The sequence below is a fragment of the Pseudomonas chlororaphis subsp. chlororaphis genome (genome assembly GCF_003945765.1).
Classification (GTDB): domain Bacteria; phylum Pseudomonadota; class Gammaproteobacteria; order Pseudomonadales; family Pseudomonadaceae; genus Aquipseudomonas; species Aquipseudomonas chlororaphis.
Window position 1 is genome coordinate 4978948 of sequence record NZ_CP027712.1, and the last position, 26160, is coordinate 5005107.

Genomic DNA, 26160 nt, shown 5'->3' on the forward strand with positions numbered 1-26160 from the left:
TTCAACCTTCGACCAGCGCCATCCGTTCACGGGCCGCCGGGGTCTTTTCCTGTTGCATGCAACGCTCCAGGAACAGGTACATGTAGTCATAACTCTTGCAGATCGCCTGGCGCAGCTCGCCCTGCAAGGCTTTGCTCGGCTTCATGCCGGCCAGGGTACAGATGATTTCCAGCGCCTCCCAAGGATGCGCATCATCGTACTGGGCATGCATTTTCAGCCACTTCATCGCCCGCTTGCGCTCTTCTTCGGGAAAGGCCGCCGCATACACGCCGGAGGAGCAGACCAGCGCCGACCACTCACCCGTGGCGCCCTCGATTGCGTAGTTGGTCGCAGCGATCGCCACGATCAATGAGTCGGCGGAGCTGGTGTGCCAGCACCAATGACTCAAGGCGTGCAGCTCCGGTGGGACCTGTTGTGCCTGCAGATCTTCCAGGCTCACGCCATGGGCGCGACTCCAATTCACCCAGTAATCGGCATGATTGAGCTCGACCCGGATATTGCGCATCAGCCAGCGCCGCGCCATGTCTTCCCCGGGGTGACGGGCGAAGCGGGTCTTGGTCAGGTTCTGCGCCATGTACAGGGCGAACTGCTCGACAACCGGCCAGCCGCCGATCAGGTACTGGCGCATGGTTTTGTTGCTGAGCTTGTTGTCGCGCATGCGCTGGTACAGTTCGTGGTCGACCACGCGGCGCTTGCTCTCGCTGCAATCCTGGATCAGCTGCTGGGCCCAGGCCGGATAGCTTGCAGCGTCCATGAGCGGACCGGTTCTGTTGAATGCGTCGATCACTGTCGGGGCTCCTTTTGATGGTGATGGTACGGATCAGCGAGAGATTCAACGGAACGTGCCAGGAGCCTTGAACAACAGAGGCTGTGGTCGCGAAGGCCGGCACTGCAGACTGTCGCAGGTGAAGAGTTGCGGGCGCTCGATCAGGTAGCCCTGAGCGTAATCCACGCCAATCTCCAACAATGCCTGCTCAATCTGCGGTGTTTCGACAAACTCGGCAATCGTGCGTTTGCCCATCACATGACCGATATGGTTGATCACCTCGACCATCGCGCGATTGATCGGGTCGTCCAGCATATCTTTTACGAAACTTCCATCGATCTTGAGGAAGTCTACAGGCAAATGTTTGAGATAAGCGAATGACGACATTCCCGCACAAAAGTCATCCAACGAAAAGTGACAGCCCAAGCCCTTGAGCTCGTTGATAAATCGAATCGCACTGCCGAGATTGGAGATAGCGCTGGTCTCGGTGATTTCAAAACAAATCAGGTCCGGTGGCACACCGTGGACGATGAACTGCTCGCGCAGGAAGTCCAGGAAAGCCTCGTCACCGATGGTCGCGCCCGACAGATTGATCGCACACATCGCCAGGGGCCCTTCGCGCTCCTCGCGGATGCACTCGGCGATGATCTTGAACACATTCTCCACCACCCAACGGTCCAGGGAGGTCATCAGGCCGTAACGCTCGGCGGCCGGAATGAAGCTGTCGGGCAGGATCATCCGCCCCGCCTCGTCGTGCAGGCGCAGCAGAATCTCGATATGCCCGCCGAGCCGGTCCACATGACCCAGGGCGGCTATTTCCTGGGCATAAAGACAGAAGCGGTTTTCCTCCAGGGCCATATGCAGGCGCTGTACCCAGGCCATTTCACCGAACCGCAGGGACAGCTCCGAGTCGTCCGCATGATAGACCTGGACCCGGTTGCGCCCTTTCTCCTTGGCCATGTAGCACGCCATGTCCGCTGCCCGCAGTGATGCTTCGAGGGTGGTCGGGGTTTGCGCCACATGCACCAGGCCAATGCTGACCGTGGTGACGAAGGGCCGGCCCTTCCAGACAAAATGCAGGTTCTGCACCGTCTGGCGCAGGCCTTCGGCGATCTTTTCCGCCGCTTCCGGCGAGCAGTTCTCCAGCAGGATGCCGAACTCATCGCCCCCCAGGCGCGCCAGGGTATCGCCCTCGCGCAGGCCCGACTGGAGCAAGGCGCAGATATGCCGGAGCAACTCGTCCCCTGCCGCATGACCGCAGGTGTCGTTGACCAGCTTGAACTGGTCCAGGTCGAGGAACATCAGGGCGTGCCGCCCCGGTTGCCGGCTCAAGCTGTGCAATGCCTGCTCCAGACGGTATTCGAACTCGCGACGGTTCGCCAGGCCAGTCAAGGCGTCGTGGGTCGCCTGCCAGGACAGATTGGCGATGTACTGGCGCTCCTGGGTCATGTCGTGCAGCACCAGCACCGTACCGCTGACCTTGCCGGCGTTCTGGATCGGCGCGCCGACCAGGGTCACCGACACCGTGCTGCCATCCAGGCGCTGGATCAGCTTCGAGTGCTCGCTACCACCACTGAGCTGGCCACTGAGAATGTGCTCGATCAGGGTAAAGCCGTCGGTCTGGGCATTTTCATCCAGCAGATTGAACAAGGCCGCCAGCGGCAGCCCCATGGCCTGCTCAGCCTTCCAGTGGGTCATTTCCTCGGCGGCCGGGTTCATGTAGGCGATGGCGCCGTCCACGTCGGTGGTGATGACACCGTCGCCAATGGATTGCAGGGTGATCTGCGCCCGTTCCTTTTCCAACTGCAGGGCGCTGGCAAATTCATGACGCTGGGCCAACAGCTTATGGGTGCGCAGCAAGGCCAGGACAATCAGCCCCAGCGCGGTGGCCAGGTTGGTGATCAGCAACAGCCGCAGGATGACCCGCGAGCCCTCGCCTAAAGCATCACTAAAGGCCTTGGCAGCGGGCGTCACGCCATCGTTGATGGCGAAAATCTGGTTCTTCCAGCGCTGGATATCGGCTTCGGAGGCCTGGTTGCTGGTAATGCTGCGGTGCATTTCATGGGCCACGCTGTCGAGCTGCACCAGATAACTGTCGCCCACGGTCCACAGGTCGATGGCTTTTTCCAGGTAGCTGAAATGGCGGAAGTTCAGGTACAGCCAGATCACGCTGTCGCTGTCGTCAGGGTGGTTGCCACCCTTGAGAATCCCCGCCCGCGCGGCATTCAGGTCGGGCGGTTGCTGATCCAGCGCGACCCGCAGCTCATGCCCGCCCTGAGGCACGGCAATAGCATTCTGGTACTTCAGAAAGATCGATTCGTCGCGGCTGTCGGCGTAGAGATTGAGGTAGTAGATGGCGTCCTTCTGGCCCTTGGACCAAAGGCTCTCCCCGGCAACGTAACCACGTACCGCCGAAAGGACATATAAGCTGAGGCCACCCAACAGCGCTTGAAACAACACCACCGCAATAAATGGCCAGACGATGCCCAATAACCGTGGCGTTCCGAGAGTCCGCTTTTGCTTCATGAGGTCCCTTGCATAAGCACTGCCAGATGAACACCCGAGGAAATACCGCTCCTGACAGCACAGACTAGGCTAATTTCCGCCGCTTCGAGCGCACAGGCCGTGACGTTCGAGCACGCTGCCAGTCAAGACACGACAGGGCCGCGCCCCAGGAGGGTCATTTCCACCAGAGAATTCAAGCACTAAGCACAGAAAACCGGATAAAACTCAAGGTCGCTGGACTTGCTGCAAATGCCCGTAAAGCTTGGCGTAAAGGCCGCCGTCGGCAATTAGCTGCTGATGGTCGCCATCTTCGGCAATCTGCCCGCCATCGAACACCAGAACCCGATCCGCCTGTTTTACCGCGGACAGGCGGTGGGCAATGATCAGTGTGGTCCGACCGTGGAGGAAACGCGTCAGCGCCTGGTGCAGGTTGTACTCGGTGGCGGCGTCCAGCGCGGAAGTGGCTTCGTCGAGGATCACCACCTTGGGTTCGGCCAGGACCATCCGCGCGATGGCCAGGCGCTGGCGCTGGCCGCCAGACAGACGCACGCCGGAACGGCCGACCACACTGTCCAGGCCGTTGGCCAGGGCGCGGACCGTCGAGTCCAACTGGGCAATTTCCAACGCCCGCCAACAGGCTTCGTCGCTGCGCTCGCGGCCCATGGTCAGGTTGGCGCGGATGCTGTCGTTGAACAGCGCCGGATGCTGCAACACCACCGCCACGTTTTCCCGCAGGGTTTCCAGGCCGATTTCCTGCTGGGTCTTGCCGCCAAAACGAATCACGCCCGCCTGCGGTGTGTAGAGCCCCAGCAACAGCTGCACCAGGGTACTTTTGCCGCCGCCACTGGCGCCGACGATCGCCACCTTCTCCCCCGGCTCGATCGACAGGTTCATTTGGTCCAGCACCAGCTCGTCGCCGTAGCCGAAACTCAGGCCGCTGACTTCGATACCCACGGTCTCGCGCCCCTGGAACGGGTCGACACCGCCGGCATACTGCGGCTCGTCGGCCCGCGACAGCAGCTCGTTGATGCGCGACAACGCGCCACCGGCGGCATAGTAGGCGTACTGCAGGTTCAGCAGTTGTTCCACCGGGCCGATCATGAACCACAGGTAGCTGAATACGGCCAGCATCTGGCCGATGGACAGATCGGAAAACAGCACGGTGAGCATGGCCGCCGCACGAAAGATATCGATCCCGAACTGGAACAGCAGCCCGCTGGCGCGATTGGAGGCGTCGCTCTTCCATTGCGAAGCCACCGCGTAGTCCCGCACATCCAGGGCACGCCGGCCGAGACGGCCGAGGAAAAAGCCCTGGCGGTTGCCCGCACGGACTTCCTGGATCGCATCCAGGGTTTCGGTCAGGGCCTGGGTGAAACGCGAGGTGCTGTCGTTCTCGAGCTTTTTCAGGTGTTTGACCCGCTTGCCCAACTGCACCGTGGCGTAGATCACCAGGGGATTGAACAACAGGATCAGCAGCGCCAGCTGCCAATGCATCCACATCAGGATGCCCGCGGTGCCCACCAGCGTGAGCATGGCCACCAGAAAACGGCTGAGGGTTTCGCCGACAAACTTGTCGAGGGTGTCGAGGTCGGTGACCAGATGAGTCGTCACCGTACCGCTGCCCAGGCTTTCATACTCGCCCAGGGAAATGCGCTTGAGGCGCTCGATCAGCCGCAGACGGATGCGATAGACAATGTCCTTGGCCAACCCGGCAAACAACCGGGCCTGCAGCACGTTGAACAGTAGCGCCGAGCAACGCAGCATCAGGGTGATCAACAACATCAGGCCGATGTAGCCGGCGGCGCTCTGCCAGCCCGCGGGCAAGGCGTGGTTCATCACCTTCAGCGCGGCATCGCCATGCCCCAGCAGCACTTCGTCCACCAACAGCGGCAGCAGCAACGGGATAGGCACGCTGCACAGCGTCGCCAGGACGGCCACGCCATTGGCGATCCACAGGGCTTTTTTATGCTGCAGTGCCAGCCGGCGGACTTGCGCCCAGCTCAGGCGATCGACGGGTTCCGGCGCTTGTGGATCACGCACAGGCGGCACGCTCCAGCCAGCGGCCGAGCAGTGGAGACAGCTCACTCAGGGGCTGGTAGCCATTGGTCAACAAGGCCAGCTGGCCATTGCGCTCGGCCAGCATCGTCGGGAAGCCGGCAATCCCCAAGTCCTGGACCCAGGTGAAATCGGCGGCGGTCGCGGCATGCTGCTCGGCGCGATCGAACGCCTCGGCGAACTCGATGCGCGGCACGCCCGCTTCCTCGGCCAGTTCCACCAGAACGCTGGCGCGAGTGACATCCCGGCCTTCGACGTAAAAAGCCCGCTGGATCAGGCGCAAGAGTTTCCAGGCGCAATCCGGCGCCAGGCTGCGCGCCGTGACGATGGCGCGGCACGCAGGCTCGGTGTCATAGACAAAACCGTCGGGCAAGGCGCCCTCGAACTTGAACGGCTGGCCGGTGGCCTCGGTGACCGCCTGCCAGTGTTCGAGGATATAGCGGCGGGTGGTCGGCTCCAGTGCCGAGCCACTGCCAGTCCGCAGGCCGCCCACCACCAGATGCAACTCGACGCCCGCGGCCCGCGCCTGCTCGACCAGGGCCTCGGCCACTGGAGCGAAGCCCCAGCACCACGAACACATCGGGTCCATCACATAGAGCAGGCGGGCAGACATGGCTCAGGCCTCGGAAGAAGATTGCTTGTAGTTGTAACCGATCGGGTGCGGCATGTTGCGAGCCTTGGCCAGTTCAATCTGCTTCTGCCGGTCGATGGCGCTGCGGCGGGTTTTCTCGCTCAACGTGTCCCAGCAGTGCGGGCAACTGATACCCGGCACATAGTGCTCGCTGGCGCGATCCTCGACGCTTACCGGCGTGCGGCAGGCATGACATTGATCGTAGTCGCCTTCGCTGAGGTCGTGACGCACGGTCACCCGATTATCGAAGACGAAGCAGTCACCCTGCCATTTACTCTCTTGCTGCGGCACCTCTTCGAGGTACTTGAGAATACCGCCCTTGAGGTGGAAGACCTCGCCGAAGCCTTCACTGAGCATGTAGCTCGAAGCTTTCTCGCAACGAATGCCGCCGGTGCAGAACATCGCGACTTTCTTGTGCTTGCTCGGGTCGAAGTTGGCTTTGATGTAGTCGGGGAATTCGCGAAAACTGGTGGTCTTCGGGTCGATGGCGCCTTCGAAGGTGCCGATCGAAACCTCATAGTCGTTGCGGGTGTCGATCAGCAGCACTTGCGGATCGCTGATCAGCGCGTTCCAGTCCTGCGGTTCGACATAGGTGCCGACCTTCTTGTTCGGGTCGACGCCGGGTACGCCCAGGGTCACGATCTCTTTCTTGAGCTTGACCTTGGTGCGGTAGAACGGCTGCTCGTCGCAGTACGATTCCTTGTGATCGATGTCGACCATGCGCGGGTCGTTCTTGAGCCAGGCCAGCAGCCCGTCGATGCCTTCGCGGCTACCGGAAACGGTGCCGTTGATACCTTCTTCGGCGATCAGCAGGGTGCCCTTGATGCCGTTGTCGAGCATCGCCTTGAGCAGCGGTTCGCGCAGGGCAACGTAATCTTCGAGGGTGACGAACTTATACAGTGCCGCCACGACAATCTGTTGTGTCATGGGTAATTCTCCAGGTGGCTACCCTCGCAAAGGGTGAACCGGATGCAAAAAAAACGCGCCGACTGAGCGGCGCGTTGCGGATTCTAGCAAAAAACCTGTGGTTAATGCTTGCTGCCGCCAGCGCAGGTCGGCGAGGCCGGGGCCACGCCGATCTTCGCCCATTCCTCTGGCGTGTAGGTATGCAGCGCCAACGCATGAAACTGGCCCATCAGCTCGCCCAGGGTCGCGTAGACCTTCTGGTGACGCTTGACGCTGTTGAGCCCGGCAAACTGCTCGCTGACCAGCACGGCCTTGAAATGGGTTTCCAGGCCGCGGCTGTGCATGTGGCTTTCATCCAGCACCTGCAAATGCTCTGGCTGCAATGCGCCTAGTGCCGATTCGATACGTTGTTGCATGGTCATTCCTGGCTCCGCTTACTTCTTCTTCGCCGGTGCGGCCTTAGGCTCGAGTTCGGCGGTCATGTCGGCCAGCAGCTTGTTGACTACCGGTACCGCGCTTTCCAGCTTGGCCTGGGTCATCTGGGCCGATTGCTGGGTCAGCTGCGGCATTTTTTCCAGGACTTTCTTGCCCAGCGGCGACTGGTAGAACGCCACCAGGTCCTTGAGCTCGGATTCGCTGAAGTTGCTGGTGTAGAGCTTGACCATGTCCGGCTTCAGCTTGTTCCAGCCGATGGCCTGGTCCAGGGCGGCGTTGGCCTTGGCCTGGTAGGTTTCCAGCACGGCTTTTTTCGACTCTGGGGCTTTGGTCTGTTCAAAACGCTGAGCGAACATTTGCTGCACTTGCATGTACACCGGAGTGCCCAGCTTGTCAGCGTGCGCCAGGGTCAGGAAAGCTTCGGCACTGGCGTTGTGGCTGGCGGTATCGGCAAGCACCTGGCCGCTGGCGCAAACCAGAGCAACCGCGGTACAGATGGCACGAAGACGAGTCATCGAGTTTCCTTTTCTAGCAGGCGAGGTATAACCCCAAGGGCGACCATTCTGCGCCTAAAAAACTCTGTCGCTCAACCCCAAGCCTTGTGGTGCCTGCATTTGCTCGACCAAATGACACAAAAGGCGCTTTATGGAACCCAGGCGGTGGATCACGGCCTAAACTGCGCAATCAGACCTACAGGAGTGAGCACGATGAGTCGAATCGAAACCGACAGCCTTGGCCAGGTTGAAGTCCCGGACGAAGCCTATTGGGGCGCCCAGACCCAGCGTTCGCTGATCAACTTCGCCATCGGCAACGAGCGCATGCCGCTGTCGGTCCTGCATGCCCTGGCGTTGATCAAGAAGGCCGCGGCTCGGGTCAACGACCGCAACGGCGACCTGCCGGCCAACATTGCTCGCCTGATCGAACAGGCCGCCGACGAGGTGCTGGACGGCCAGCATGACGACCAGTTCCCACTGGTGGTCTGGCAGACCGGCAGCGGCACCCAGAGCAACATGAACGTCAACGAGGTGATCGCCGGTCGCGCCAACGAACTGGCCGGCAACCCGCGCGGCGGCAAGAGCCCGGTGCACCCCAACGACCATGTGAATCGCTCGCAAAGCTCCAACGACTGCTTCCCTACGGCAATGCACATCGCCGCGGCCCAGGCGGTGCAGCAGCATCTGTTGCCATCGATCGCCGAACTGTCCGGCGGCCTGGCCGAACTCGCGGCACGGCACATGAAGCTGGTGAAAACCGGGCGCACCCACATGATGGATGCCACGCCCATCACCTTCGGCCAGGAGCTGTCGGCCTTCATCGCGCAACTGGACTACGCCGAGCGCGCCATTCGCGCGGCCCTGCCGGCGGTCTGCGAGCTGGCCCAGGGCGGTACCGCCGTCGGCACCGGGCTGAACTCGCCCCATGGTTTCGGCGAGGCGATCGCCGCCGAGCTGGCGGCCTTGTCCGGCCTGCCGTTTGTCACCGCGCCGAACAAGTTCGCCGCCCTTGCCGGCCACGAACCCCTGACCACCCTCTCCGGCGCCCTGAAGACCCTGGCGGTGTGCCTGATGAAAATCGCCAACGACCTGCGCCTGCTGGGCTCCGGACCACGGGCCGGGCTGGCCGAGGTCAGGCTGCCGGCCAACGAACCGGGCAGCTCGATCATGCCGGGCAAGGTCAACCCGACCCAGTGCGAAGCCCTGTCGATGCTGGCCTGCCAGGTGATGGGCAACGACGTGGCCATCGGCTTCGCCGCCAGCCAGGGCCACCTGCAACTGAACGTGTTCAAGCCGGTGATCATCCACAACCTGCTGCAATCGGTGCGCCTGCTCGCCGACGGCTGCAGCAACTTCCAGCAGCACTGCATCGCCGGCCTGGAGCCCGACCCGGTGCAGATGGCCGACCATCTGGAACGCGGGCTGATGCTGGTCACCGCGCTCAACACCCATATCGGCTACGACAAGTCCGCCGAGATTGCCAAGAAGGCCTATGCCGAGAACCGCACCTTGCGTGAAGCGGCCCTGGAGCTGGGTTACCTGACGGACGAAGAGTTCGATGCCTGGGTGCGTCCGGAAAACATGCTGGAGGCTGGCAAGCAGGGTTGATCGCCAGCGATTGGATCAGCTGCAAATCAGCCTCGCTCCTGCTTCTGCAGGAGCGAGGCTTGCCCGCGATCGACGATAACGCGCCCTAGCTCTGCGGCATTTCCATACGTACCCGCCGCGCCTTGAGCCCGGCCATCAGCGAAGGCCCCAGGGCCGTCAAGGCCGACCCCAGCACCACCAGCACCGCCCCGCCATAGCCCAGGCCGTTGATCTGTTCGGCATGCACATATTCGGGCCACAACCAGGCTGCCACCGCCACCGCGGCGAAGGTCACCAAGGGCGTGATCGCCAGCGTGGCGCTGACCCGCGACGCTTCCCAATGGGCCAGTGCTTCGGCGAAGGCACCGTAGGCGATCAGGGTATTCAGGCAGCAGGCCAGCAACAGCCAGCCTTGCAGCGGGCTCAATTCAAGCGCTTCGAGAGGATGGGCCCACGGCGTGAGCAACAGCGCGCAGAACAGGTAGATCACCATCATCACCTGCAAGGAATTCCACACCGTCAGCAATTGCTTCTGGCCCAGGGCGTAGAAGGTCCAGACCGCCGAGGCGGCGAGCACCGTCAGCACCCCGGCGGTGTAGTTGCTCAAGGACGTCAGCAGCTCGGTCAGGCGCTGATTGAAAAACAGCCCGAAACCGATCAGCAGCACCGCCAGGCCAATCCCCTGCCCCAGGCTGAAACGCTCCTTGAACACAAACAGGCTGGCGATCAGCAGCAGGATCGGCCCCATCTGCACCACCAGTTGCGCGGTGCCGGGGCTCAGCAGGTTCAGCCCCATCAGGTACAGCACGTAGTTGCCCACCAGCCCGCAGACCGCCATCAGCACCAGCCAGCCGCCGCGCGGCCCGAGTACCCGCCAGCTGGGCAAACGCTTGACCGCCGCCAGGTAGACCAGCAGGAAACCACCGGACACCAACAGGCGAAACCAGGTCACGGTCACCGGGTCCATCACCAGCAACACTTGCTTGAGCTTGATCGGCAGGATGCCCCACAGCAGCGCCGTCAGCAGTGCGAGGAACAAGCCGTAGACCCAGCGACCGGACGAGATATGCATGCGACCCCCAAAAGCCTGATGGAGAGAGCCCGCATTCTAGGCCCGGGGCCGTGACTTACACAGAGACAGTTGGAGGGTGAACGTAAACAGGATTGTGCAGGTCGCAAAAAGCATCGCGGGCAAGCCTCGCTCCTACAGAAGCACCACCGTTCTGTAGGAGCGAGGCTTGCCCGCGATAGGTTCCACCCCGTCTGACGGCTTAGCGCACCGCTTCGAACAACCCGGTCGCACCCATGCCACCGCCGACGCACATGGTGACGATGCCGTAGCGCAGGTTGCGCCGTTGCAGTTCGCGCACCAGGTGGCCGACCTGGCGCGAACCGGTCATGCCGAACGGGTGGCCGATGGAGATCGAGCCGCCGTTGACGTTGTACCTGGCGTTGTCGATCTGCAGCCGGTTGCGGCTGTACAGGCATTGCGAGGCGAAGGCCTCGTTCAACTCCCAGAGGTCGATGTCGTCCACTTGCAGGCCCTTGGCCTTGAGCAGCCTGGGCACCGAGAATACCGGGCCGATGCCCATTTCGTCCGGCTCGCAACCGGCCACGGTGAAGCCGCGGAAGAACGCCTTGGGCTTGAGCCCCAGCGCCAGGGCTCGCTCCAGGCTCATGACCAGGGTCATGGAGGCGCCATCGGACAATTGCGAGGAGTTGCCGGCGGTCACCGAGCCGTCTTCGGCGAACACCGGCTTCAAACCGGCCAGGCTTTCCAGGGTAGTGTCCGGGCGGTTGCAGTCGTCGCGATCGACCACGCCGTCGAGGATCTGCACCTGGCCGCTGTTCTTGTCCTCGACCCGGTACTTCACCGCCATCGCCACGATCTCGTCGTCGAACAGCCCGGCCGCCTGGGCCGCCGCGGTGCGCTGCTGGCTCTGCAGGGCATACAGGTCCTGCTCCTCGCGACTCACGTTATAACGCCGGGCGACCACCTCGGCGGTCTGGCCCATGGGGAAATAGATGCCCGGCACCTGTTCCTTGAGCAGCGGGTTGATCAGGTTGTCGGTGTTGACGCTTTTCATCGTCAGGCTGATGGACTCGACCCCGCCGGCGACAATGACGTCACTGCAACCGGACGCGATCTGGTTGGCCGCGATGGCGATCGCCTGCAGGCCGGACGAACAGAAACGGTTGAGGGTCATGCCCGCGGTACCGGTGCCCAGGCGCGACAGCACCGCGACGTTGCGCCCGATGTTGTAGCCCTGGGCGCCTTCGTTGGAACCGGCGCCGACGATGCAGTCCTCGACGCTGGCCGGGTCGATACCGTTGCGGCTCAGCAGCGCATTGACGCAATGGGCGGCCATGTCATCCGGACGGGTCTGGTTGAACTTGCCGCGAAAGGACTTGGCCAGGCCGGTCCGCACGCTATCGACGATCACCACTTCACGCATGGCATACCTCATTGTTGTTGTCGGTTGTGAGTGTCTCGAGCATAGATCCAGCCCTTGCCCGGCCGCGACGATCATTCATCCGGCGTATGCAAAACCATCGCGGTGCTGGGTTTATCCAGTGACCCGCTCACAACCCGCGGCGGTTATTTCTTGTCCTTCTTGCCTTTCCTGTCCTTTTTCTCGGACTTGTCGAATGCCTCTTCCAGTGCGCGGTTGAGGGTGCGCAGCACCTTGACCCGGGCCCAGCGCTTGTCGTTGGCCTCCACCAGGGTCCAGGCCGCGACCTCGGTGCTGGTGCGGTCGACCATGTCGCCGACGGCGGCGCGGTAGGCATCCCATTTGTCGCGGTTGCGCCAGTCGTCCTCGGTGATCTTGAAACGCTTGAACGGAATATCTTCACGGGCCTGGAAACGCTCCAGCTGGGTCTGCTTGTCGATCGCCAGCCAGAACTTGACCACGATCACCCCGGCGTCCTCGAGCTGCTCCTCGAAGTCGTTGATCTCGCCATAGGCGCGCAACCAGTCCGCCGGGCTGCAAAAGCCCTCGACCCGCTCCACCAGCACCCGGCCGTACCAGGAACGGTCGAACACGGTGAACTTGCCCCGTGCCGGAATATGCCGCCAGAAGCGCCACAGATACGGCTGGGCCCGCTCGTCCTCGGTCGGCGCGGCAATCGGCACGATGCTGTACTGGCGCGGGTCCAGCGCCGCCGCTACCCGGCGAATCGCCCCGCCCTTGCCGGCCGCGTCATTGCCCTCGAAAACCGCCACCAACGCGTGCTTGCGCATGCGCTTGTCGCGCAGCAGGCCGGCCAGGCGCGCCTGCTCGGTAATCAGTTGCTCCTCGTAGTCGTCCTTGTCCAGTTGCTGGCTCATGTCCAGGCTGTCGAGCAGGGTCAACTTGTCGACGGCCTCGCCCAGCGGCGCCACATGGGACTCGACTTCGAGCGTCGGCCGGTTGAGCGCGCTCTGCAGGCCCTCGAGGAGAATCTTGCCCACCGCCAGGCTGCGGTAATGCGGGTCCACGCCTTCGATCACATGCCAGGGCGCGTAGTCGCGGCTGGTGCGGCGTAACACCCGCTCGCCGTATTTGACGAACTTGTCGTAGGTCTCCGACTGCTGCCAGTCCAGCGGGCTGATGCGCCAGCTGTGCAGCGGGTCGTCCTGCAAGGACTTGAGGCGGGCCTTCATCTGTTTCTTGGACAGGTGGAACCAGAACTTGAAGATCAGCGCGCCTTCGTCGCAGAGCATCTTTTCCAGGCGCTCGGCGCCGGCGATGGCCTGGTCGAAACGGCCGTCCTTGAACAGTTCGTGCACCCGTCCCTGCAACATCTGGCTGTACCAGTTGCCGAAAAACACCCCCATGCGGCCCTTGGCCGGGAGCATCCGCCAGTAGCGCCAGGCCGGTGGCCTCGCCAGTTCTTCGTCGGTCTGCTGGTCGAAGGTGCGGACCTCGATCAGGCGTGGGTCCATCCACTCGTTGAGCAGTTTCACCGTCTCGCCCTTGCCGGCGCCTTCGATGCCGTTGATCAATACGATCACCGGAAAACGGGCTTTCTGCTTCAGCTCGAACTGGGCCTCCAGCAGGGCTTCGCGCAGGGCCGGGACTTCGGCATCAAAGGTTTTTTTGTCGATGGCGTGACCGATTTCGGCAGATTCGAACATGAGCGACTCCCTGGCAAGATGGAGCAAGACTAGCGGATCGACCTAGGCTTTGTCGGCCCCGAACATGCTGCTTATTGCCGTGGATCATTACCCGGTGTGTCGATCGGCTAGAATGGCCGCCTTGCCGTTATCGAGCCGAACATGAGCGCCGAATTGCCCCCTCCCCAGCCCCACGCCCAGCTCGACTGGGACGACCAGGGTCGCCCGCGTTCGCGGGTCTTCGACGATGTGTATTTCTCCACCGAGTCGGGCCTGGACGAAACCCGCCATGTGTTTCTCGAACAGAACCGCCTGCGCGAGCGTTTTGCCGCGTTGCCGCCCAGTGGCCGCTTCGTCATCGGCGAAACCGGCTTCGGCACCGGCCTGAACTTTCTCTGCGCCTGGCAGTTGTTCGAACAACAGGCCGACCCCAGCGCACGCCTGCATTTCGTCAGCGTGGAAAAATACCCGCTGACGCCAGCCGACCTGCAGCGCGCCCTGGCCCTGTGGCCGGAGCTGGGGCCGCTGGCCGAGCGCCTGTTGCGCGCCTATGTCGCGGTGCACCAGGGCTTTCAGCGTCTGGTGCTGGACGAAGGCCGGGTCACCCTGACCCTGCTGGTCGGCGATGCCCTGGAGCAATTGCCGCAACTCGACGGGCAGATCGACGCCTGGTTCCTCGACGGCTTCGCCCCGGCGAAAAACCCCGAGATGTGGACCGCCGAGCTGTTCGCCGAACTGGCGCGCCTGGCCGCGCCGGGTTCGAGCATCAGCACCTTCACCAGCACCGGCTGGGTGCGTCGCCTGCTGAATGCCGCGGGCTTCAAGATGAAGCGCACCCCGGGCATCGGCCACAAGTGGGAAGTGCTGCGCGGCGAGTTTCTCGGCTGGCCCGAAGACACGCCGCTGCCTGCCGCCAGCAAGCCCTGGTTCGCTCGCCCGACTCAACAGGTTCAGGAGCAACACGCCCTGGTGATCGGCGCCGGCCTGGCCGGTTGCGCCAGCGCCGCCAGCCTCGCCGCGCGGGGCTGGCGGGTCAGCCTGCTGGAGCGCCACGGGCAACTGGCCCAGGAGGCCTCGGGCAATCCCCAGGGCGTGCTGTACCTGAAACTCTCGGCCCACGGCACCGCCCTGTCGCAGATGATCCTCAGCGGTTTCGGCTACACCCGGCGCCTGCTCGAACAGCTGCAACGGGGCATCGACTGGGACAGCTGCGGCGTGCTGCAACTGGCCTTCAACGCCAAGGAAGCCGAGCGCCAGGCGCAGTTGGCGGCGGCCTTTCCGGCGGAACTGTTGCATCAGCTGGACCAACCCCAGGCCCAGGCCCTGGCCGGCGTCGGCCTGGCCCACGGTGGGCTGTTCTACCCGGAAGGTGGCTGGGTGCATCCGCCGGCCCTGTGCCAGTGGCAAGCCGCGCACCCGCGGATTCGCCTGCTGCCCCACCACGATGTAGTGGAGTTGCGCCGGGTCGATGGCCAGTGGCAGGCCTGGGACGGCGAGCGGTTGCTGGCCAGTGCCGAGGTGGTGATCCTCGCCGGTGCCGCCGAGATCAAGCGCTTTGCGGCCAGCGCCGAGCTGCCGCTCAAGCGCATCCGCGGGCAGATCACCCGACTGCCGCAGACCGCGCGCAGCCAGAGCCTGGCCACCGTGGTGTGCGCCGAGGGTTATGTCGCCCCCGCGCGACTGGGCGAACACACCCTGGGTGCCAGTTTCGATTTCAAGAGCGAAGACCTGACACCCACCGCCGCCGAGCATGCGGGCAACCTGCAGATGCTCGAAGAGATCTCCCGGGACCTGGTGGAACGCCTGGAAGCCGACCGGCTGCAAGCGCAAACCCTCGAAGGGCGGGCCGCCTTCCGTTGCACCAGCCCGGACTATCTGCCGATCGTCGGTCCCCTGGCGGACCAGGCGGCATTCGCCGAGGTCTACGCGGTGCTGGGCAAGGACGCGCGCCAGGTTCCGGACCTGCCCTGCCCCTGGCTGGACGGCCTGTATATCAACAGCGGCCACGGCTCGCGCGGCTTGATCACCGCGCCGCTGTCGGGCGAGTTGCTGGCCGCCTGGCTGGACAACGAACCGCTGCCCCTGCCGCGCAGCGTGGCCGAAGCCTGTCACCCCAATCGCTTTGCCTTGCGTCGGTTGATTCGCGGCAAGCCATGAAATAAAGCAGCGATGCCAGCCGCCCTGGCATCGCTTCGCCATCTCCCGCAAACGCCCACGGGCCCTGCCCGCACGACAAAACTCCAGGCAGATCAAGGCCTTTGCCCCAGCCCACAACGCACTTGCGCCCCGCCGCTTATAACCCATCGGTCTAAAACTCCAGGGGATCACCTGGGTCAGTTTCCGGGTACCTGCCGTTTCTGGCCGGTCGCGATTCACCCCTCCCCAACGGAAAAACCGGTAAGGACTTATGTGCGGATTAGCTGGAGAACTACGTTTTGATCATCAACCCGCCGACCTGGCAGCGGTTGAACGAATTACCCACCACCTCGCCCCTCGCGGCCCCGACGCCTGGGGTTTCCATAGCCAGGGCCCGATAGCCCTGGGCCATCGACGCCTGAAAATCATGGACCTGTCGGACGGCTCGGCCCAGCCGATGATCGACAACCAGTTGGGCCTGTCCCTGGCCTTCAACGGCGCGATCTACAACTTCCCCGAACTGCGCGCCGAACTGGAAAGCCTGGGCTACGCCTTTTATTCCGGCGGCGACACCGAAGTGCTGCTCAAGGGCTATCACGCCTGGGGCGCCGAGCTGCTGCCGCGGCTCAACGGCATGTTCGCCTTCGCCATCTGGGAGCGGGACGCCAAGCGCCTGTTCATCGCCCGCGACCGCCTGGGCGTCAAGCCGCTGTACCTGTCGCGCACCGGCCAGCGCCTGCGTTTCGCCTCGGCCTTGCCGGCGCTGCTCAAGGGCGGCGACATCAACCCGCTGCTCGACCCGGTGGCGCTCAACCATTACCTGAACTTCCATGCCGTGGTGCCCGCGCCGCGCACCCTGCTGGCGGGCATCGAGAAACTGCCGCCGGCCACCTGGATGCGCATCGAAGCCGACGGCCGCACCGAACAGCGAACCTGGTGGACCCTGCCCTACGGCCCGCGCGCCGATGAAACCGGGCTGACCCTGGAAGACTGGCGCGACCGCGTACTCGACAGCACCCGCGAAGCCGTGGCGATCCGCCAACGGGCGGCAGTGGATGTCGGCGTGCTGCTGTCCGGCGGCGTCGATTCGAGCCTGCTGGTCGGCCTGCTGCGGGAAGTCGGTGTGGATAACCTGTCGACCTTCTCCATCGGCTTCCAGGATGCCGGCGGCGAACGCGGCGACGAGTTCCAGTATTCGGACCTGATCGCCCAGCACTACGGCACCGATCACCATCAGTTGCGCATCGACGAGCGCGAGATCATCGAACAGCTGCCGGCGGCGTTCCGCGCCATGAGCGAACCCATGGTCAGCCACGACTGCATCGCCTTCTACCTGCTGTCCCGGGAAGTCGCCAAGCACTGCAAGGTGGTGCAGAGCGGCCAGGGCGCCGACGAACTGTTCGCCGGTTACCACTGGTACCCGCAGGTGGAGGGCGCCAGCGATCCCTACGCGGCCTACCGCGAGGCGTTCTTCGACCGCAGCTACGACGACTATGCGGCCACCGTGCAACCGCGGTGGCTGACCGCCAACGACGCCGCCGGCGATTTCGTCCGTGAGCATTTCGCCCAGCCCGGCGCCACCGAGCCTGTGGATAAAGCCCTGCGCCTGGACAGCACGGTGATGCTGGTCGACGACCCGGTCAAGCGTGTGGATAACATGACCATGGCCTGGGGCCTGGAGGCACGCACGCCGTTCCTCGACTACCGGCTGGTGGAGCTGTCGGCGCGGGTGCCGGCCCGGTTCAAGCTGCCCGATGGCGGCAAGCAGGTGCTCAAGGAAGCCGCGCGGCGGGTGATCCCCAGCGCGGTGATCGACCGCCAGAAAGGCTACTTCCCGGTGCCCGGCCTCAAGCATCTGCAGGGCGCCACCCTGGACTGGGTACGTGAACTGCTGCTCGACCCGAGTCAGGACCGCGGCCTGTTCAACCCGGCGATGCTCGACCGCCTGCTGACCGATCCACAAGGCCAGCTGACGCCGTTGCGCGGCTCCAAGCTGTGGCAACTGGCGGCGCTGAACCTGTGGCTCAGCGAACAAGGAATCTGACCATGAAACCCCATGCCACGGCTTACAGCCAACGCTTGCTGCGCGGTCAGGCGCCCTCCTACGAACGTCTGCAGGCGCGTTTCGCCGAAGACCGCAGCGCCCTCGGCACCGACCCGATTGCCGTGCATTGCGGCTGGGGCCGGCTGCTGATCGGCCATACCTTTCCCGACCCGACGAGCCTGGCCGAGGAGCTGCTCAACGAACACCCCGGCGAACGCGACATCGCCCTGTATGTCGCCGCCCCCCAGCAGATCCTCGGCCTGGAACCGACCCAGTTGTTCCTCGACCCCTCGGACACCCTGCGCCTGTGGTTCAGCGACTACCGCCAGGCCACCCGGGTGTTTCGCGGCTTCCGCATCCGCCGGGCGCAGAGCGCGGCGGACTGGCAGGCCATCAACCAGCTGTACCTGGCCCGCAACATGCTGCCGGTCGACCCGAGCCTGCTGACCCCGCGCCATGCCGGCGGGCCGGTGTACTGGCTGGCCGAAGACGAAGACAGCGGCGCGGTGATCGGCAGCGTCATGGGCCTGGACCACCAGAAGGCCTTCCACGATCCGGAGCACGGCAGCAGCCTGTGGTGCCTGGCGGTGGACCCGCATTGCACCCGCCCGGGGGTCGGCGAAGTGCTGGTCCGGCACCTGATCGAACACTTCATGAGCCGTGGCCTGAGCTACCTCGACCTGTCGGTGCTGCACGACAATCGCCAGGCCAAGTGCCTGTACGCCAAGCTGGGTTTCCGCACCCTGTCGACCTTCGCCATCAAGCGCAAGAACGGTATCAACCAGCCGCTGTTCCTCGGCCCCGGGCCCGAGGCGCAGTTCAACCCTTACGCGCGGATCATCGTCGAGGAAGCCCATCGCCGCGGCATCGACGTGCAGGTCGACGACGCCGAAGCCGGGATGTTCACCCTCAGCCATGGCGGCCGCCGGGTGCGTTGCCGCGAATCCCTCAGCGACCTGACCAGCGCCATCAGCATGAGCCTGTGCCAGGACAAGAGCCTGACTCACAAGGTACTGAAACAGGCCGGGCTGAACCTGCCTGCGCAACAACTCGCGGGCAACGCCGACGACAACCTGGCGTTTCTCGACGAGCATGAACGGGTGGTGGTCAAGCCACTCGACGGGGAACAAGGCCAAGGTGTGGCCGTGGATCTGCGCACCATCGAAGAAGTGCAACAGGCGATCGACAACGCCCGGCGGTTCGACAGCCGGGTGTTGCTCGAGAGCTTCCACGAGGGCCTGGACCTGCGCATCCTGGTGATCGGCTTCGAGGTGGCCGCCGCAGCCATTCGCCGGCCGGCCGAGGTGATCGGCGACGGCCAGCACTCCATCAGGCAGCTGATCGAAGCGCAAAGCCGACGCCGCCAGGCCGCCACCGGCGGCGAAAGCAAGATCCCCCTGGACCACGAAACCCAGCGCACCCTGCAGGCCGCCGGGCATGGCTACGACAGCATCCTGGCGGCCGGCGAACGGCTGTTCGTGCGGCGCACCGCCAACCTGCATACCGGCGGCACCCTGGAAGATGTCACCGCGATTCTGCATCCGGAACTGGTAGACGCAGCGATCCGCGCGGCGCGGGCGCTGGATATCCCGATGGTCGGCCTCGACCTGATGGTGCCGGCGGCGGACCAGCCGCAGTACGTGTTCATTGAGGCCAACGAGCGCGCCGGCCTGGCCAACCATGAACCGCAGCCGACGGCCGAGCGCTTTGTCGACCTGCTGTTTCCCCACAGCCAGCCGGCGGTTTGAAAGCCTTGTGCTGACCGTCGCGGCCTCATCGCGGGCAAGCCTCGCTCCTACAGGGATCGCCGCCTTGCTCGCGATGCCTTTTCATCATCAGGAGTTTCCATGACCCGATCGATTCCCGAACCGGACCTCAACTACCTGCAGAAAGTCCTCCTGGAAATGCTCGCCATTCCCAGCCCCACCGGCTTCACCGACACCATCGTGCGTTATGTGGCCGAGCGCCTGGAAGAACTGGGCATTCCCTTCGAGTTGACCCGCCGCGGCACCATTCGCGCCACCCTCAAGGGGCAGAAGAACAGCCCGGACCGCGCCGTCTCGGCGCACCTGGACACCATCGGCGCCAGCGTGCGCGCAGTGAAAGACAACGGCCGCCTGACCCTGGCCCCGGTCGGCTGCTGGTCCAGCCGTTTCGCCGAGGGCAGCCGGGTCAGCCTGTTCACCGACAACGGCGTATTGCGTGGCAGCGTGTTGCCGCTGATGGCCTCCGGGCACGCCTTCAACACCGCGGTGGACGAGATGCCCATCAGTTGGGACCACATCGAATTGCGCCTGGATGCCTACTGCACCACCCGCGCCGACTGCGAGTCGCTGGGCATCGGCGTCGGCGATTTCGTCGCGTTCGATCCCTTGCCGGAGTTCACCGAAAGCGGCCATATCAGCGCCCGTCACCTCGACGACAAGGCTGGAGTCGCGGCGCTGCTGGCCGCGCTCAAGGCCATCGTCGACAGCAGCGAGCCACTGATGATCGACTGCCATCCGCTGTTCACCATCACCGAAGAAACCGGCAGCGGCGCGGCGGCGGCCCTGCCCTGGGACGTCAGCGAATTCGTCGGCATCGACATCGCCCCGGTCGCCCCCGGCCAGCATTCCAGCGAGCACGCGGTGAGCGTGGCCATGCAGGACTCCGGCGGGCCTTACGACTATCACCTGTCGCGCCACCTGCTGCGCCTGGCCACGGAACACGAATTGCCGGTGCGCCGCGACCTGTTCCGCTACTACTTCAGCGATGCCCATTCGGCGGTCACCGCCGGCCACGATATCCGTACCGCCCTGCTGGCCTTCGGTTGCGACGCCACCCACGGCTACGAGCGCACCCATATCGACAGCCTGGCGGCCCTCAGCCGCCTGCTGGGCGCCTACATTCTCAGCCCGCCGGTGTTCGCCAGCGACGCACAGCCGGCCCAGGGTTCCCTGGACCGTTTCAGCCATCAGCTGGAACACGACACACAAATGGAAAGCGACACCCGGGTGCCGTCGGTGGACAGCCTGGTGGGGCAAAAGTCCTGAGGTGAAAAGCCCTGAAGGGAAAAGCCCGGCCCCGCGCGAGGTTTGCCTAGCCGCGCGGGGCCCGGCGCAGTAGGATCCGGGATTGTTTGCCGGAGGCCCGTATGCTGATTCCCCATGACCAACTAGAAGTCGACACCCTGACCCGCCTGATCGAAGACTTCGTCACCCGCGACGGCACCGACAATGGCGACGACACCCCGCTGGAAACCCGCGTCCTGCGCGTGCGCCAGGCGCTGACCAAGGGCCAGGCGGTGATCGTCTTCGACCCGGACAGCGAGCAGTGCCAGTTGATGCTCAAGCACGATGTGCCCAAGGAATTGTTCGACTGATTCCCGGCCGGGACCGGGCGCCATCGCGGCGCCCGCAACCCGGCCAGTTCCTAACCGTTGGTAAAGCGCGGCCCGAACAGAATGATGCTCGCGCCGATCACGCACAGCGCCACCCCCAGCCAGTCCGAACTCAGCAGCCGCACCCGCTCCACCATACCCAGCCAGCCGATCGAGGCGATGATGTAGATCCCGCCGTACGCCGCATAGGCGCGGCCGGCGTAGCTCGCTTCGATCTTGGTCAGCAACAGAGCGAAGAGCATCAGGCTCGCCAGCGCCGGGACCATCCACCAGGCGCTTTTGCCCTGGCGCAGCCACATCCAGAAGGCGTAGCAGCCGGCGATCTCGAACAGCGCGGCGAGGAAGAACCACAGGTAATTGAGCATGCAAGGTCTCGTCAGGGATGCCAGATGCTGGCAACCCTAACGACGCGCCGGGGCAGGAGCAAGCTCAGCTGGCGTTTTGCTTGGCCTTGGCGCGCATCTTGTCGGCCATGAGGGTCATTTCGTCGTACAGCAACTGCGGGTTCTTCTGCTTCAGGGCCCAGGCCATGCGTCCCTGTTCGTGGGGCAGGATCATGAATTCGCCGGCGGCGACCCGGGTGTAGATGTAGTCGGCGATGTCCGCCGCGCTGATCGGCGAGCTTTCCAGCAGCTTGCCGACCTGGGCCTTCATCGCCGGGGTCGGGCCACGGAACGAATCCAGCAGGTTGGTCTGGAAGAACGACGGGCATACCACGTGCACGCCGATTTCCTGCTGGGCCAGTTCGATCAACAGGCTTTCGGACAGGGCCACCACGCCGGCCTTGGCCACGTTGTAGTTGCTCATCGCCGGGCCCTGCATCAAGGCCGCCATCGAGGCGATGTTGATGATCCGGCCCTTGCTCTTTTCCAACAGCGGCAGGAACGCCTTGCAGCCCTTGACCACGCCCATCAGGTTGATCGCGATCTGCCAGTCCCAGTCCTCCAGGGACAATTCGCTGAAGAAGCCGCCGGAGGCCACGCCGGCGTTATTGACGATCACATCGATGCCGCCGAGCTTGACCTCGCAGGCCTGGGCGAAGGCTGTCAACTGGCTGTAGTCACGCACGTCGCAACGTTGCACGAAGCCATCGCCGCCGGCTTGGCGTACCAGCCTGAGGGTTTCCTGCAGGCCGGGTTCGCTGACATCCGACAACGCCAACTGCCAGCCTTCGCGCGCCCAGCGCAGAGCGATTTCGCGACCCAGGCCGGATCCGGCGCCAGTGATCATCATGCGATTTTGCATAGGAGTTGCCTTGTTGTTCCGGGGAAGATGAGGCGAGTGTAGCGAAGGATTTTGTGCCGCCCACGCACCATCAGATTGCTGAATGCCCCAGGCAAACCGGGGCCTCGGTGCGACTTCCCGCGGTGTTGCACGTTCAACTCGATGGCCACCGGCAGCAGGTACGAAAAGAAATAGGCCTGCGTGCAAAAAGCATTAAAAAAACTTGGAATCATCCTTCAAGGCACAGAGTCCGAATGATTAAGCGGTACGGATTAATTGCCTTCGAGTCCAGCCGCGCCTTCGATCATCCAATAAGGACAACGACATGGGCACAATCCTGATCATTATTCTGATTCTTCTGCTGATCGGTGGTCTTCCAGTGTTCCCGCACTCCAGAAGCTGGGGTTATGGCCCGTCCGGCATCATCGGTGTGGTGCTGGTGGTGTTGCTGGTTCTCCTGTTACTGGGCCGGATATAGGTTTCGCCAGTTCATGTCCGGCACTTTAATAACCGTCAAAAAAAAGAGGCCCGAGGGCCTCTTTTTCATTAGCGCAATGAATCAGTCCGGCGTGCCGTGCACCACGCCTGCGGTGTTATCCAGCAGGCTCTTGGTAGCGGTTTGCAGGAAAGCTTCCAGCTTGTGCTTCAACTCGGCGGTACGCGGTGCGTCCGGCACCACTTCGGCATGCGGATTGGCGCCCAGTTCGTACTGGTAGATCTTCGGCGCCATTTCCTTCTCGCGCGGCAGTACCAGGATCTGGTCGGCGGTGACGATAGCCGTGGTCTGCTCGCTGCCCGACGGCTTGATCACGCCAAAGCCGGTGTCGCCTTCCGGCAGGTTGAGCAGGTCGCGGCCCCAGCACTGGTGACGCACTTCGCCACCGAGGCGGCCCATGATGGTCGGCACGATATCGACCTGGGTGCCCACGGTGTGGTTGCGCTGGCCGAATTTTTCCTGGATGCCCGGAGCGATCATCAGCATCGGCACGTTGAAGCGGCCCAGGTCCATTTCGGTGATCTGGCGCTCGTTGCCAAAACCATGGTCACCCACGATCACGAACAGCGTCTCCTTGAAGTACGGCTCCTTGCGCGCCTTCTCGAAGAACTGGCCAAGGGCCCAGTCGGAATAGCGCATGGCGGTCAGGTGTTCGTTCAGGCTGCCACGGTCGGTCACCTTCTCCACCGGCAATGGCGTCGGCAAGGCGTACGGGGTGTGGTTGGACAGGGTCTGCAGCAGGGCATAGAACGGCTTGCCGTTTTCCCGCGCCTTCAACTCTTCCAGGCCACGGTTGAACATGTCCTGGTCGGATACGCCCCAGGTCGGATCGGAGAACACCGGATCGACGAAGTCGTTGCGACCGACGAAGTTGGTCATGCCCTGGTTGCTGAAGAAGCCCGACTGGTTGTCCCAGGCGAAATCGCCGTTGTAGACATACACGTCGTCATACTTGCGGGCGCTCAGCACCTGCGGCAGGCCGGACAGCTTGTGGCTGCCTTCCGGGGTCTGCATCAGGTATTCGAAACCCGGCAGGTTGGGGAAGCAGGCCATGGTGGCGAACATGCCCTGGTGGGTATGGGTGCCGTTGGAGAAGAAGCGGTCGAACAGCAGGCCTTCCTTGGACAGTTGGTCCAGGTACGGGGTGATATTGCCTGGAGCGCCCAGGGCACCCACCGAGTGACCGGCCATGCTTTCCATCAGGATCACGACCACGTTCTTGATCGGCAGGGTCTTGTCGGCCGGTGGCGTGTAGTCGCGGCGCACGGCGGCGATATCGGCGTCCACCAGCTTGTCGTCCGGCATCACCAGCAGGTCGCGCACCACTTGCTGCGCCTCGGGCTGCGGCAGGGTGGCTTTCCAGATATTGCTGCGGTCCTCGCCCATCCGGCTCTTGGCCGCCTCGACCAGCGACAGCGTGCCGTTGAGGCCCAGCTGGTTGGCGAAGTTCGATTCGGTGGTGTAGACGTCACCCCAGCGCAGTGGCGGGCCCTGGCGCAGGGTGCCGCGGGCGGCGACCACGCAGACCAGCAGGCAGACCACGAATACGCCGATACGGGCGTACCACGGGGCGACCTGCCGGGTGCCGATGCTGCCGCCGCTGAACGGGCCACGCGGCCGGGTCGCGCGGTCGGCGCCCTTGAACGCCAGGCTCAGCAGCCAGGTGCCGACCGCCCAGGCCAGCAGGTAGCGCACCACCGGGAAGCCGTACCAGAGCATGCTCATCACGGTTTTCGGGTCTTCCTTCACATACTGGAAGACCAGGCCGTTGAGGCGCTGGTGGAACTCGCGGTAGAAGTCCATCTCCATCAGGCCGAGGAACAGCGCGATGCTCGAAACGATGGTCAGCCAGAAGCGGAAGAAACCGCGAGCCGCCATGGCCCGGGCACTGAACAGCGCCAGCAGCAGCGGGATGCTGAGGTAGACCACCAGGCGCACATCGAAGCGCAGGCCGTTGGCGAAGGCTTCAAGGAAGGTCGAGGCCGGTGTGTCGAGGATCATCTCGCGGTTGTAGACCAGCAGCGCCACGCGCAGCAAAGACAGCATGACCATCATGGCCAGCGCGCAGAGCAGCGTATAAGCCAGATGCGATTTGACGGTCGGTTGCAGCAGGCGACTCGAGGCTCGCTGCTGACTCAGGACGTCCGGGTTTGCCATATCGTTTTAGGACCCAATGGAAGTTGAAGTTGCGAAAAGAATGCAGCTGCGCTTTGCCCTCTTGTAGCCATTCAGGGCTGGGGGGATGGCGCGGTGCGCAAATGTTGCACGATCAGCAGCGGCATTGCCATTGATTACTGGCAGGCGCCCTCCCCTGGCCGGCAATGGCCCAGAGCCAGGGATCGCAATCGGAGATCGCACGGGAGCAGCGGAAAAACAGCGCTGGAGAATTGTCATGGAGACTTTGTGAAAATTTCGTGCAGCGCATATTTGGTCACATAAAAAAGGGCCTGGCGGCCCCTTTTGAACCTCACGCCAGCCTTCAGAGCCGTACGTTGCCTCGCGGCCCGGCAATCGCCCAGATGATCAGGCCCAGCACCGGCAACAGGATGATCAGCAACACCCAGAGGATTTTCATCCCGGTTTCGGCACTGCTTTTAAGTACATTGATGATCGCCCAGATGTCCAGCGCGAGGATAATCAGTCCAACCAGCGTATTGAAAGTGGAACCCATGGTGTCGCTCCTAAATGAGGGCTTGCCCACTTAGGATAGTCGGCCGGCAGCGGGGTTCCTTTTTATTGCCTGCGCGGTCGGCCTGTGGCCCGCGGCTCAGACGTGAACCGCGACCTTGAGCGCTTCCAGGGACGGCGCGGCGGCAATGCCGGCTTCGGCGCACAGCTGCAGCACCCGCGGCACGTCGTTGCCGTAGACCAGCACCACTTGCAGCTCGTCGTCCAGCAACTGGCTGAAGTTCATCAGCACGTAACCGCCGTTTTCCGGGTTCATGCTGCCCATCTGGATCTGGATGCGGTTGAGCGCGGTCAGGGCCTCGGTCTTGGCCAGTTGCTTGGGCTTGATATTGAACGCCACGCCCGGGCCGAAAGACGCGACGATCTGCGCGAACAGGTCCATGTAGGTGTCGGCCTGGAACAGCACGGTGTCCGGCAGGCTGCCGACCACCACCCATTCGCCCAGCGGGATCGGGAAGCTGTCGTCGTAGTTGATGTCCGGATTGGCGGCCAGGAAAGCCTGGGGATCGGCGTAGGCCTGGGCGGCCTCATCGGCGATCCGCAGGATTTCTTCTTCGCCCATGCAGCCGGAGCTGATTTTTGTGATGAGTTCTGCGAGGACGTTTTTCATGGGCGAATCCTGTTACGGGTCAATGGCGGGCGCGCAGGATAGCCTAACCCGGCCCGCGAACCTACCGCCGCGACCCAGGCATGGCCCTGGCCCGACGGTATGCGC

Annotated in this window: 22 protein-coding genes; 7 read left to right on the top strand and 15 right to left on the bottom strand. The window is 63.6% G+C overall.

Annotated elements, in window-relative coordinates; genetic code table 11:
- Position 1: 1 nt before the first annotated feature.
- The 7 genes from C4K27_RS22295 to C4K27_RS22325 all read right to left on the bottom strand — a co-directional run bounded on the left by C4K27_RS22295 (position 2) and on the right by C4K27_RS22325 (position 7813).
- A complete protein-coding gene (locus C4K27_RS22295) occupies positions 2-754 on the bottom strand; it encodes an iron-containing redox enzyme family protein (RefSeq protein ID WP_219734992.1) in 753 nt (250 codons plus the stop codon).
- 78 nt (positions 755-832) lie between these two features.
- On the bottom strand, positions 833-3292 hold the full coding sequence (locus C4K27_RS22300; protein WP_007932218.1) for an EAL domain-containing protein: 2460 nt from the start codon (positions 3290-3292) through the stop codon (positions 833-835).
- 204 nt (positions 3293-3496) lie between these two features.
- Complete coding sequence (locus C4K27_RS22305) at positions 3497-5311, bottom strand: ABC transporter ATP-binding protein (RefSeq protein WP_125738101.1); 1815 nt, start codon at positions 5309-5311, stop codon at positions 3497-3499.
- Positions 5304-5906 (bottom strand): DsbA family protein, encoded by a 603-nt coding sequence (locus C4K27_RS22310; RefSeq protein ID WP_172963034.1) that lies wholly within the window; start codon positions 5904-5906, stop codon positions 5304-5306. Before C4K27_RS22310 ends, C4K27_RS22305 begins: the two co-directional genes overlap by 8 nt.
- A 36-nt stretch (positions 5907-5942) precedes the next feature.
- The gene (gene trhO, locus C4K27_RS22315; protein WP_007932227.1) at positions 5943-6884 is read right to left on the bottom strand and encodes an oxygen-dependent tRNA uridine(34) hydroxylase TrhO; all 942 of its coding nucleotides are present in this window, start codon (positions 6882-6884) and stop codon (positions 5943-5945) included.
- 101 nt (positions 6885-6985) lie between these two features.
- Entirely contained in the window at positions 6986-7285 is a 300-nt protein-coding gene (locus tag C4K27_RS22320; RefSeq protein ID WP_007932228.1) for a BolA family protein, read from the bottom strand.
- Positions 7286-7297: 12 nt separating this feature from the next.
- On the bottom strand, positions 7298-7813 hold the full coding sequence (locus C4K27_RS22325; RefSeq protein ID WP_009045024.1) for a DUF2059 domain-containing protein: 516 nt from the start codon (positions 7811-7813) through the stop codon (positions 7298-7300).
- Between the two features lie 192 nt (positions 7814-8005).
- Here C4K27_RS22325 and C4K27_RS22330 point away from each other — a divergent pair, with 192 nt between their 5' ends.
- A complete protein-coding gene (locus C4K27_RS22330; protein WP_053262199.1) occupies positions 8006-9400 on the top strand; it encodes a class II fumarate hydratase in 1395 nt (464 codons plus the stop codon).
- 85 nt (positions 9401-9485) lie between these two features.
- Here C4K27_RS22330 and C4K27_RS22335 read toward each other — a convergent pair whose 3' ends face one another.
- The 3 genes from C4K27_RS22335 to pap all read right to left on the bottom strand — a co-directional run bounded on the left by C4K27_RS22335 (position 9486) and on the right by pap (position 13499).
- On the bottom strand, positions 9486-10451 hold the full coding sequence (locus tag C4K27_RS22335; protein WP_053262200.1) for a DMT family transporter: 966 nt from the start codon (positions 10449-10451) through the stop codon (positions 9486-9488).
- Between the two features lie 199 nt (positions 10452-10650).
- A complete protein-coding gene (locus C4K27_RS22340) occupies positions 10651-11835 on the bottom strand; it encodes a thiolase family protein (RefSeq protein ID WP_007932234.1) in 1185 nt (394 codons plus the stop codon).
- 143 nt (positions 11836-11978) lie between these two features.
- Positions 11979-13499: a polyphosphate:AMP phosphotransferase gene (gene pap, locus C4K27_RS22345; RefSeq protein WP_053262201.1), complete on the bottom strand. Its 1521-nt coding sequence runs from the start codon at positions 13497-13499 to the stop codon at positions 11979-11981.
- Between the two features lie 153 nt (positions 13500-13652).
- On the opposite strand from pap, the gene mnmC reads away from it, so the two are divergent.
- The 5 genes from mnmC (at position 13653) to C4K27_RS22370 (ending at position 21019) form a co-directional block, all read left to right on the top strand.
- On the top strand, positions 13653-15635 hold the full coding sequence (gene mnmC / locus C4K27_RS22350) for a bifunctional tRNA (5-methylaminomethyl-2-thiouridine)(34)-methyltransferase MnmC2/FAD-dependent 5-carboxymethylaminomethyl-2-thiouridine(34) oxidoreductase MnmC1 (RefSeq protein WP_053262667.1): 1983 nt from the start codon (positions 13653-13655) through the stop codon (positions 15633-15635).
- A 250-nt stretch (positions 15636-15885) separates the two neighbouring features.
- Positions 15886-17658, top strand: coding sequence for an N-acetylglutaminylglutamine amidotransferase (locus C4K27_RS22355; protein ID WP_053262202.1), 1773 nt, complete (start codon positions 15886-15888; stop codon positions 17656-17658).
- 2 nt (positions 17659-17660) lie between these two features.
- A complete protein-coding gene (gene ngg, locus C4K27_RS22360) occupies positions 17661-19406 on the top strand; it encodes an N-acetylglutaminylglutamine synthetase (protein WP_053262203.1) in 1746 nt (581 codons plus the stop codon).
- 99 nt (positions 19407-19505) lie between these two features.
- The gene (locus C4K27_RS22365) at positions 19506-20690 is read left to right on the top strand and encodes an osmoprotectant NAGGN system M42 family peptidase (protein ID WP_053262204.1); all 1185 of its coding nucleotides are present in this window, start codon (positions 19506-19508) and stop codon (positions 20688-20690) included.
- Positions 20691-20791: 101 nt separating this feature from the next.
- On the top strand, positions 20792-21019 hold the full coding sequence (locus C4K27_RS22370; protein ID WP_007932245.1) for a YheU family protein: 228 nt from the start codon (positions 20792-20794) through the stop codon (positions 21017-21019).
- A gap of 50 nt (positions 21020-21069) precedes the next feature.
- On the opposite strand, the gene C4K27_RS22375 is transcribed toward C4K27_RS22370, so the two are convergent.
- Positions 21070-21402 carry a YnfA family protein gene (locus C4K27_RS22375; protein ID WP_053262205.1) on the bottom strand — a complete coding sequence of 111 codons (333 nt, stop codon included), beginning with the start codon at positions 21400-21402 and terminating at the stop codon, positions 21070-21072.
- 64 nt (positions 21403-21466) lie between these two features.
- Positions 21467-22282: an SDR family oxidoreductase gene (locus C4K27_RS22380; protein WP_053262206.1), complete on the bottom strand. Its 816-nt coding sequence runs from the start codon at positions 22280-22282 to the stop codon at positions 21467-21469.
- A gap of 304 nt (positions 22283-22586) precedes the next feature.
- On the opposite strand from C4K27_RS22380, the gene C4K27_RS22385 reads away from it, so the two are divergent.
- Positions 22587-22739 (top strand): DUF3309 family protein, encoded by a 153-nt coding sequence (locus C4K27_RS22385; protein WP_003226960.1) that lies wholly within the window; start codon positions 22587-22589, stop codon positions 22737-22739.
- A gap of 81 nt (positions 22740-22820) precedes the next feature.
- Here C4K27_RS22385 and C4K27_RS22390 read toward each other — a convergent pair whose 3' ends face one another.
- The 3 genes from C4K27_RS22390 to C4K27_RS22400 all read right to left on the bottom strand — a co-directional run bounded on the left by C4K27_RS22390 (position 22821) and on the right by C4K27_RS22400 (position 26055).
- Entirely contained in the window at positions 22821-24914 is a 2094-nt protein-coding gene (locus C4K27_RS22390) for an LTA synthase family protein (RefSeq protein ID WP_053262207.1), read from the bottom strand.
- Between the two features lie 322 nt (positions 24915-25236).
- Positions 25237-25428, bottom strand: a complete 192-nt coding sequence (locus tag C4K27_RS22395) for a PLDc N-terminal domain-containing protein (protein ID WP_007932252.1) — start codon at positions 25426-25428, stop codon at positions 25237-25239.
- Between the two features lie 96 nt (positions 25429-25524).
- Positions 25525-26055, bottom strand: a complete 531-nt coding sequence (locus C4K27_RS22400; RefSeq protein ID WP_007932253.1) for a hypothetical protein — start codon at positions 26053-26055, stop codon at positions 25525-25527.
- Positions 26056-26160: the final 105 nt, after the last annotated feature.

What these genes read in the sequence shown, in the direction of transcription:
- C4K27_RS22295 (WP_219734992.1), bottom strand. Translation starts at nt 754, where the DNA reads ATGGACGCTGCAAGCTATCCGGCCTGGGCCCAGCAGCTGATCCAGGAT.
- C4K27_RS22300 (WP_007932218.1), bottom strand. Translation starts at nt 3,292, where the DNA reads ATGAAGCAAAAGCGGACTCTCGGAACGCCACGGTTATTGGGCATCGTC.
- C4K27_RS22310 (WP_172963034.1), bottom strand. Translation starts at nt 5,906, where the DNA reads ATGTGTTCGTGGTGCTGGGGCTTCGCTCCAGTGGCCGAGGCCCTGGTC.
- trhO (WP_007932227.1), bottom strand. Translation starts at nt 6,884, where the DNA reads ATGACACAACAGATTGTCGTGGCGGCACTGTATAAGTTCGTCACCCTC.
- C4K27_RS22320 (WP_007932228.1), bottom strand. Translation starts at nt 7,285, where the DNA reads ATGACCATGCAACAACGTATCGAATCGGCACTAGGCGCATTGCAGCCA.
- C4K27_RS22325 (WP_009045024.1), bottom strand. Translation starts at nt 7,813, where the DNA reads ATGACTCGTCTTCGTGCCATCTGTACCGCGGTTGCTCTGGTTTGCGCC.
- C4K27_RS22330 (WP_053262199.1), top strand. Translation starts at nt 8,006, where the DNA reads ATGAGTCGAATCGAAACCGACAGCCTTGGCCAGGTTGAAGTCCCGGAC.
- C4K27_RS22335 (WP_053262200.1), bottom strand. Translation starts at nt 10,451, where the DNA reads ATGCATATCTCGTCCGGTCGCTGGGTCTACGGCTTGTTCCTCGCACTG.
- C4K27_RS22340 (WP_007932234.1), bottom strand. Translation starts at nt 11,835, where the DNA reads ATGCGTGAAGTGGTGATCGTCGATAGCGTGCGGACCGGCCTGGCCAAG.
- pap (WP_053262201.1), bottom strand. Translation starts at nt 13,499, where the DNA reads ATGTTCGAATCTGCCGAAATCGGTCACGCCATCGACAAAAAAACCTTT.
- C4K27_RS22355 (WP_053262202.1), top strand. Translation starts at nt 15,886, where the DNA reads ATGTGCGGATTAGCTGGAGAACTACGTTTTGATCATCAACCCGCCGAC.
- ngg (WP_053262203.1), top strand. Translation starts at nt 17,661, where the DNA reads ATGAAACCCCATGCCACGGCTTACAGCCAACGCTTGCTGCGCGGTCAG.
- C4K27_RS22365 (WP_053262204.1), top strand. Translation starts at nt 19,506, where the DNA reads ATGACCCGATCGATTCCCGAACCGGACCTCAACTACCTGCAGAAAGTC.
- C4K27_RS22370 (WP_007932245.1), top strand. Translation starts at nt 20,792, where the DNA reads ATGCTGATTCCCCATGACCAACTAGAAGTCGACACCCTGACCCGCCTG.
- C4K27_RS22375 (WP_053262205.1), bottom strand. Translation starts at nt 21,402, where the DNA reads ATGCTCAATTACCTGTGGTTCTTCCTCGCCGCGCTGTTCGAGATCGCC.
- C4K27_RS22380 (WP_053262206.1), bottom strand. Translation starts at nt 22,282, where the DNA reads ATGCAAAATCGCATGATGATCACTGGCGCCGGATCCGGCCTGGGTCGC.
- C4K27_RS22385 (WP_003226960.1), top strand. Translation starts at nt 22,587, where the DNA reads ATGGGCACAATCCTGATCATTATTCTGATTCTTCTGCTGATCGGTGGT.
- C4K27_RS22390 (WP_053262207.1), bottom strand. Translation starts at nt 24,914, where the DNA reads ATGGCAAACCCGGACGTCCTGAGTCAGCAGCGAGCCTCGAGTCGCCTG.
- C4K27_RS22395 (WP_007932252.1), bottom strand. Translation starts at nt 25,428, where the DNA reads ATGGGTTCCACTTTCAATACGCTGGTTGGACTGATTATCCTCGCGCTG.
- C4K27_RS22400 (WP_007932253.1), bottom strand. Translation starts at nt 26,055, where the DNA reads ATGAAAAACGTCCTCGCAGAACTCATCACAAAAATCAGCTCCGGCTGC.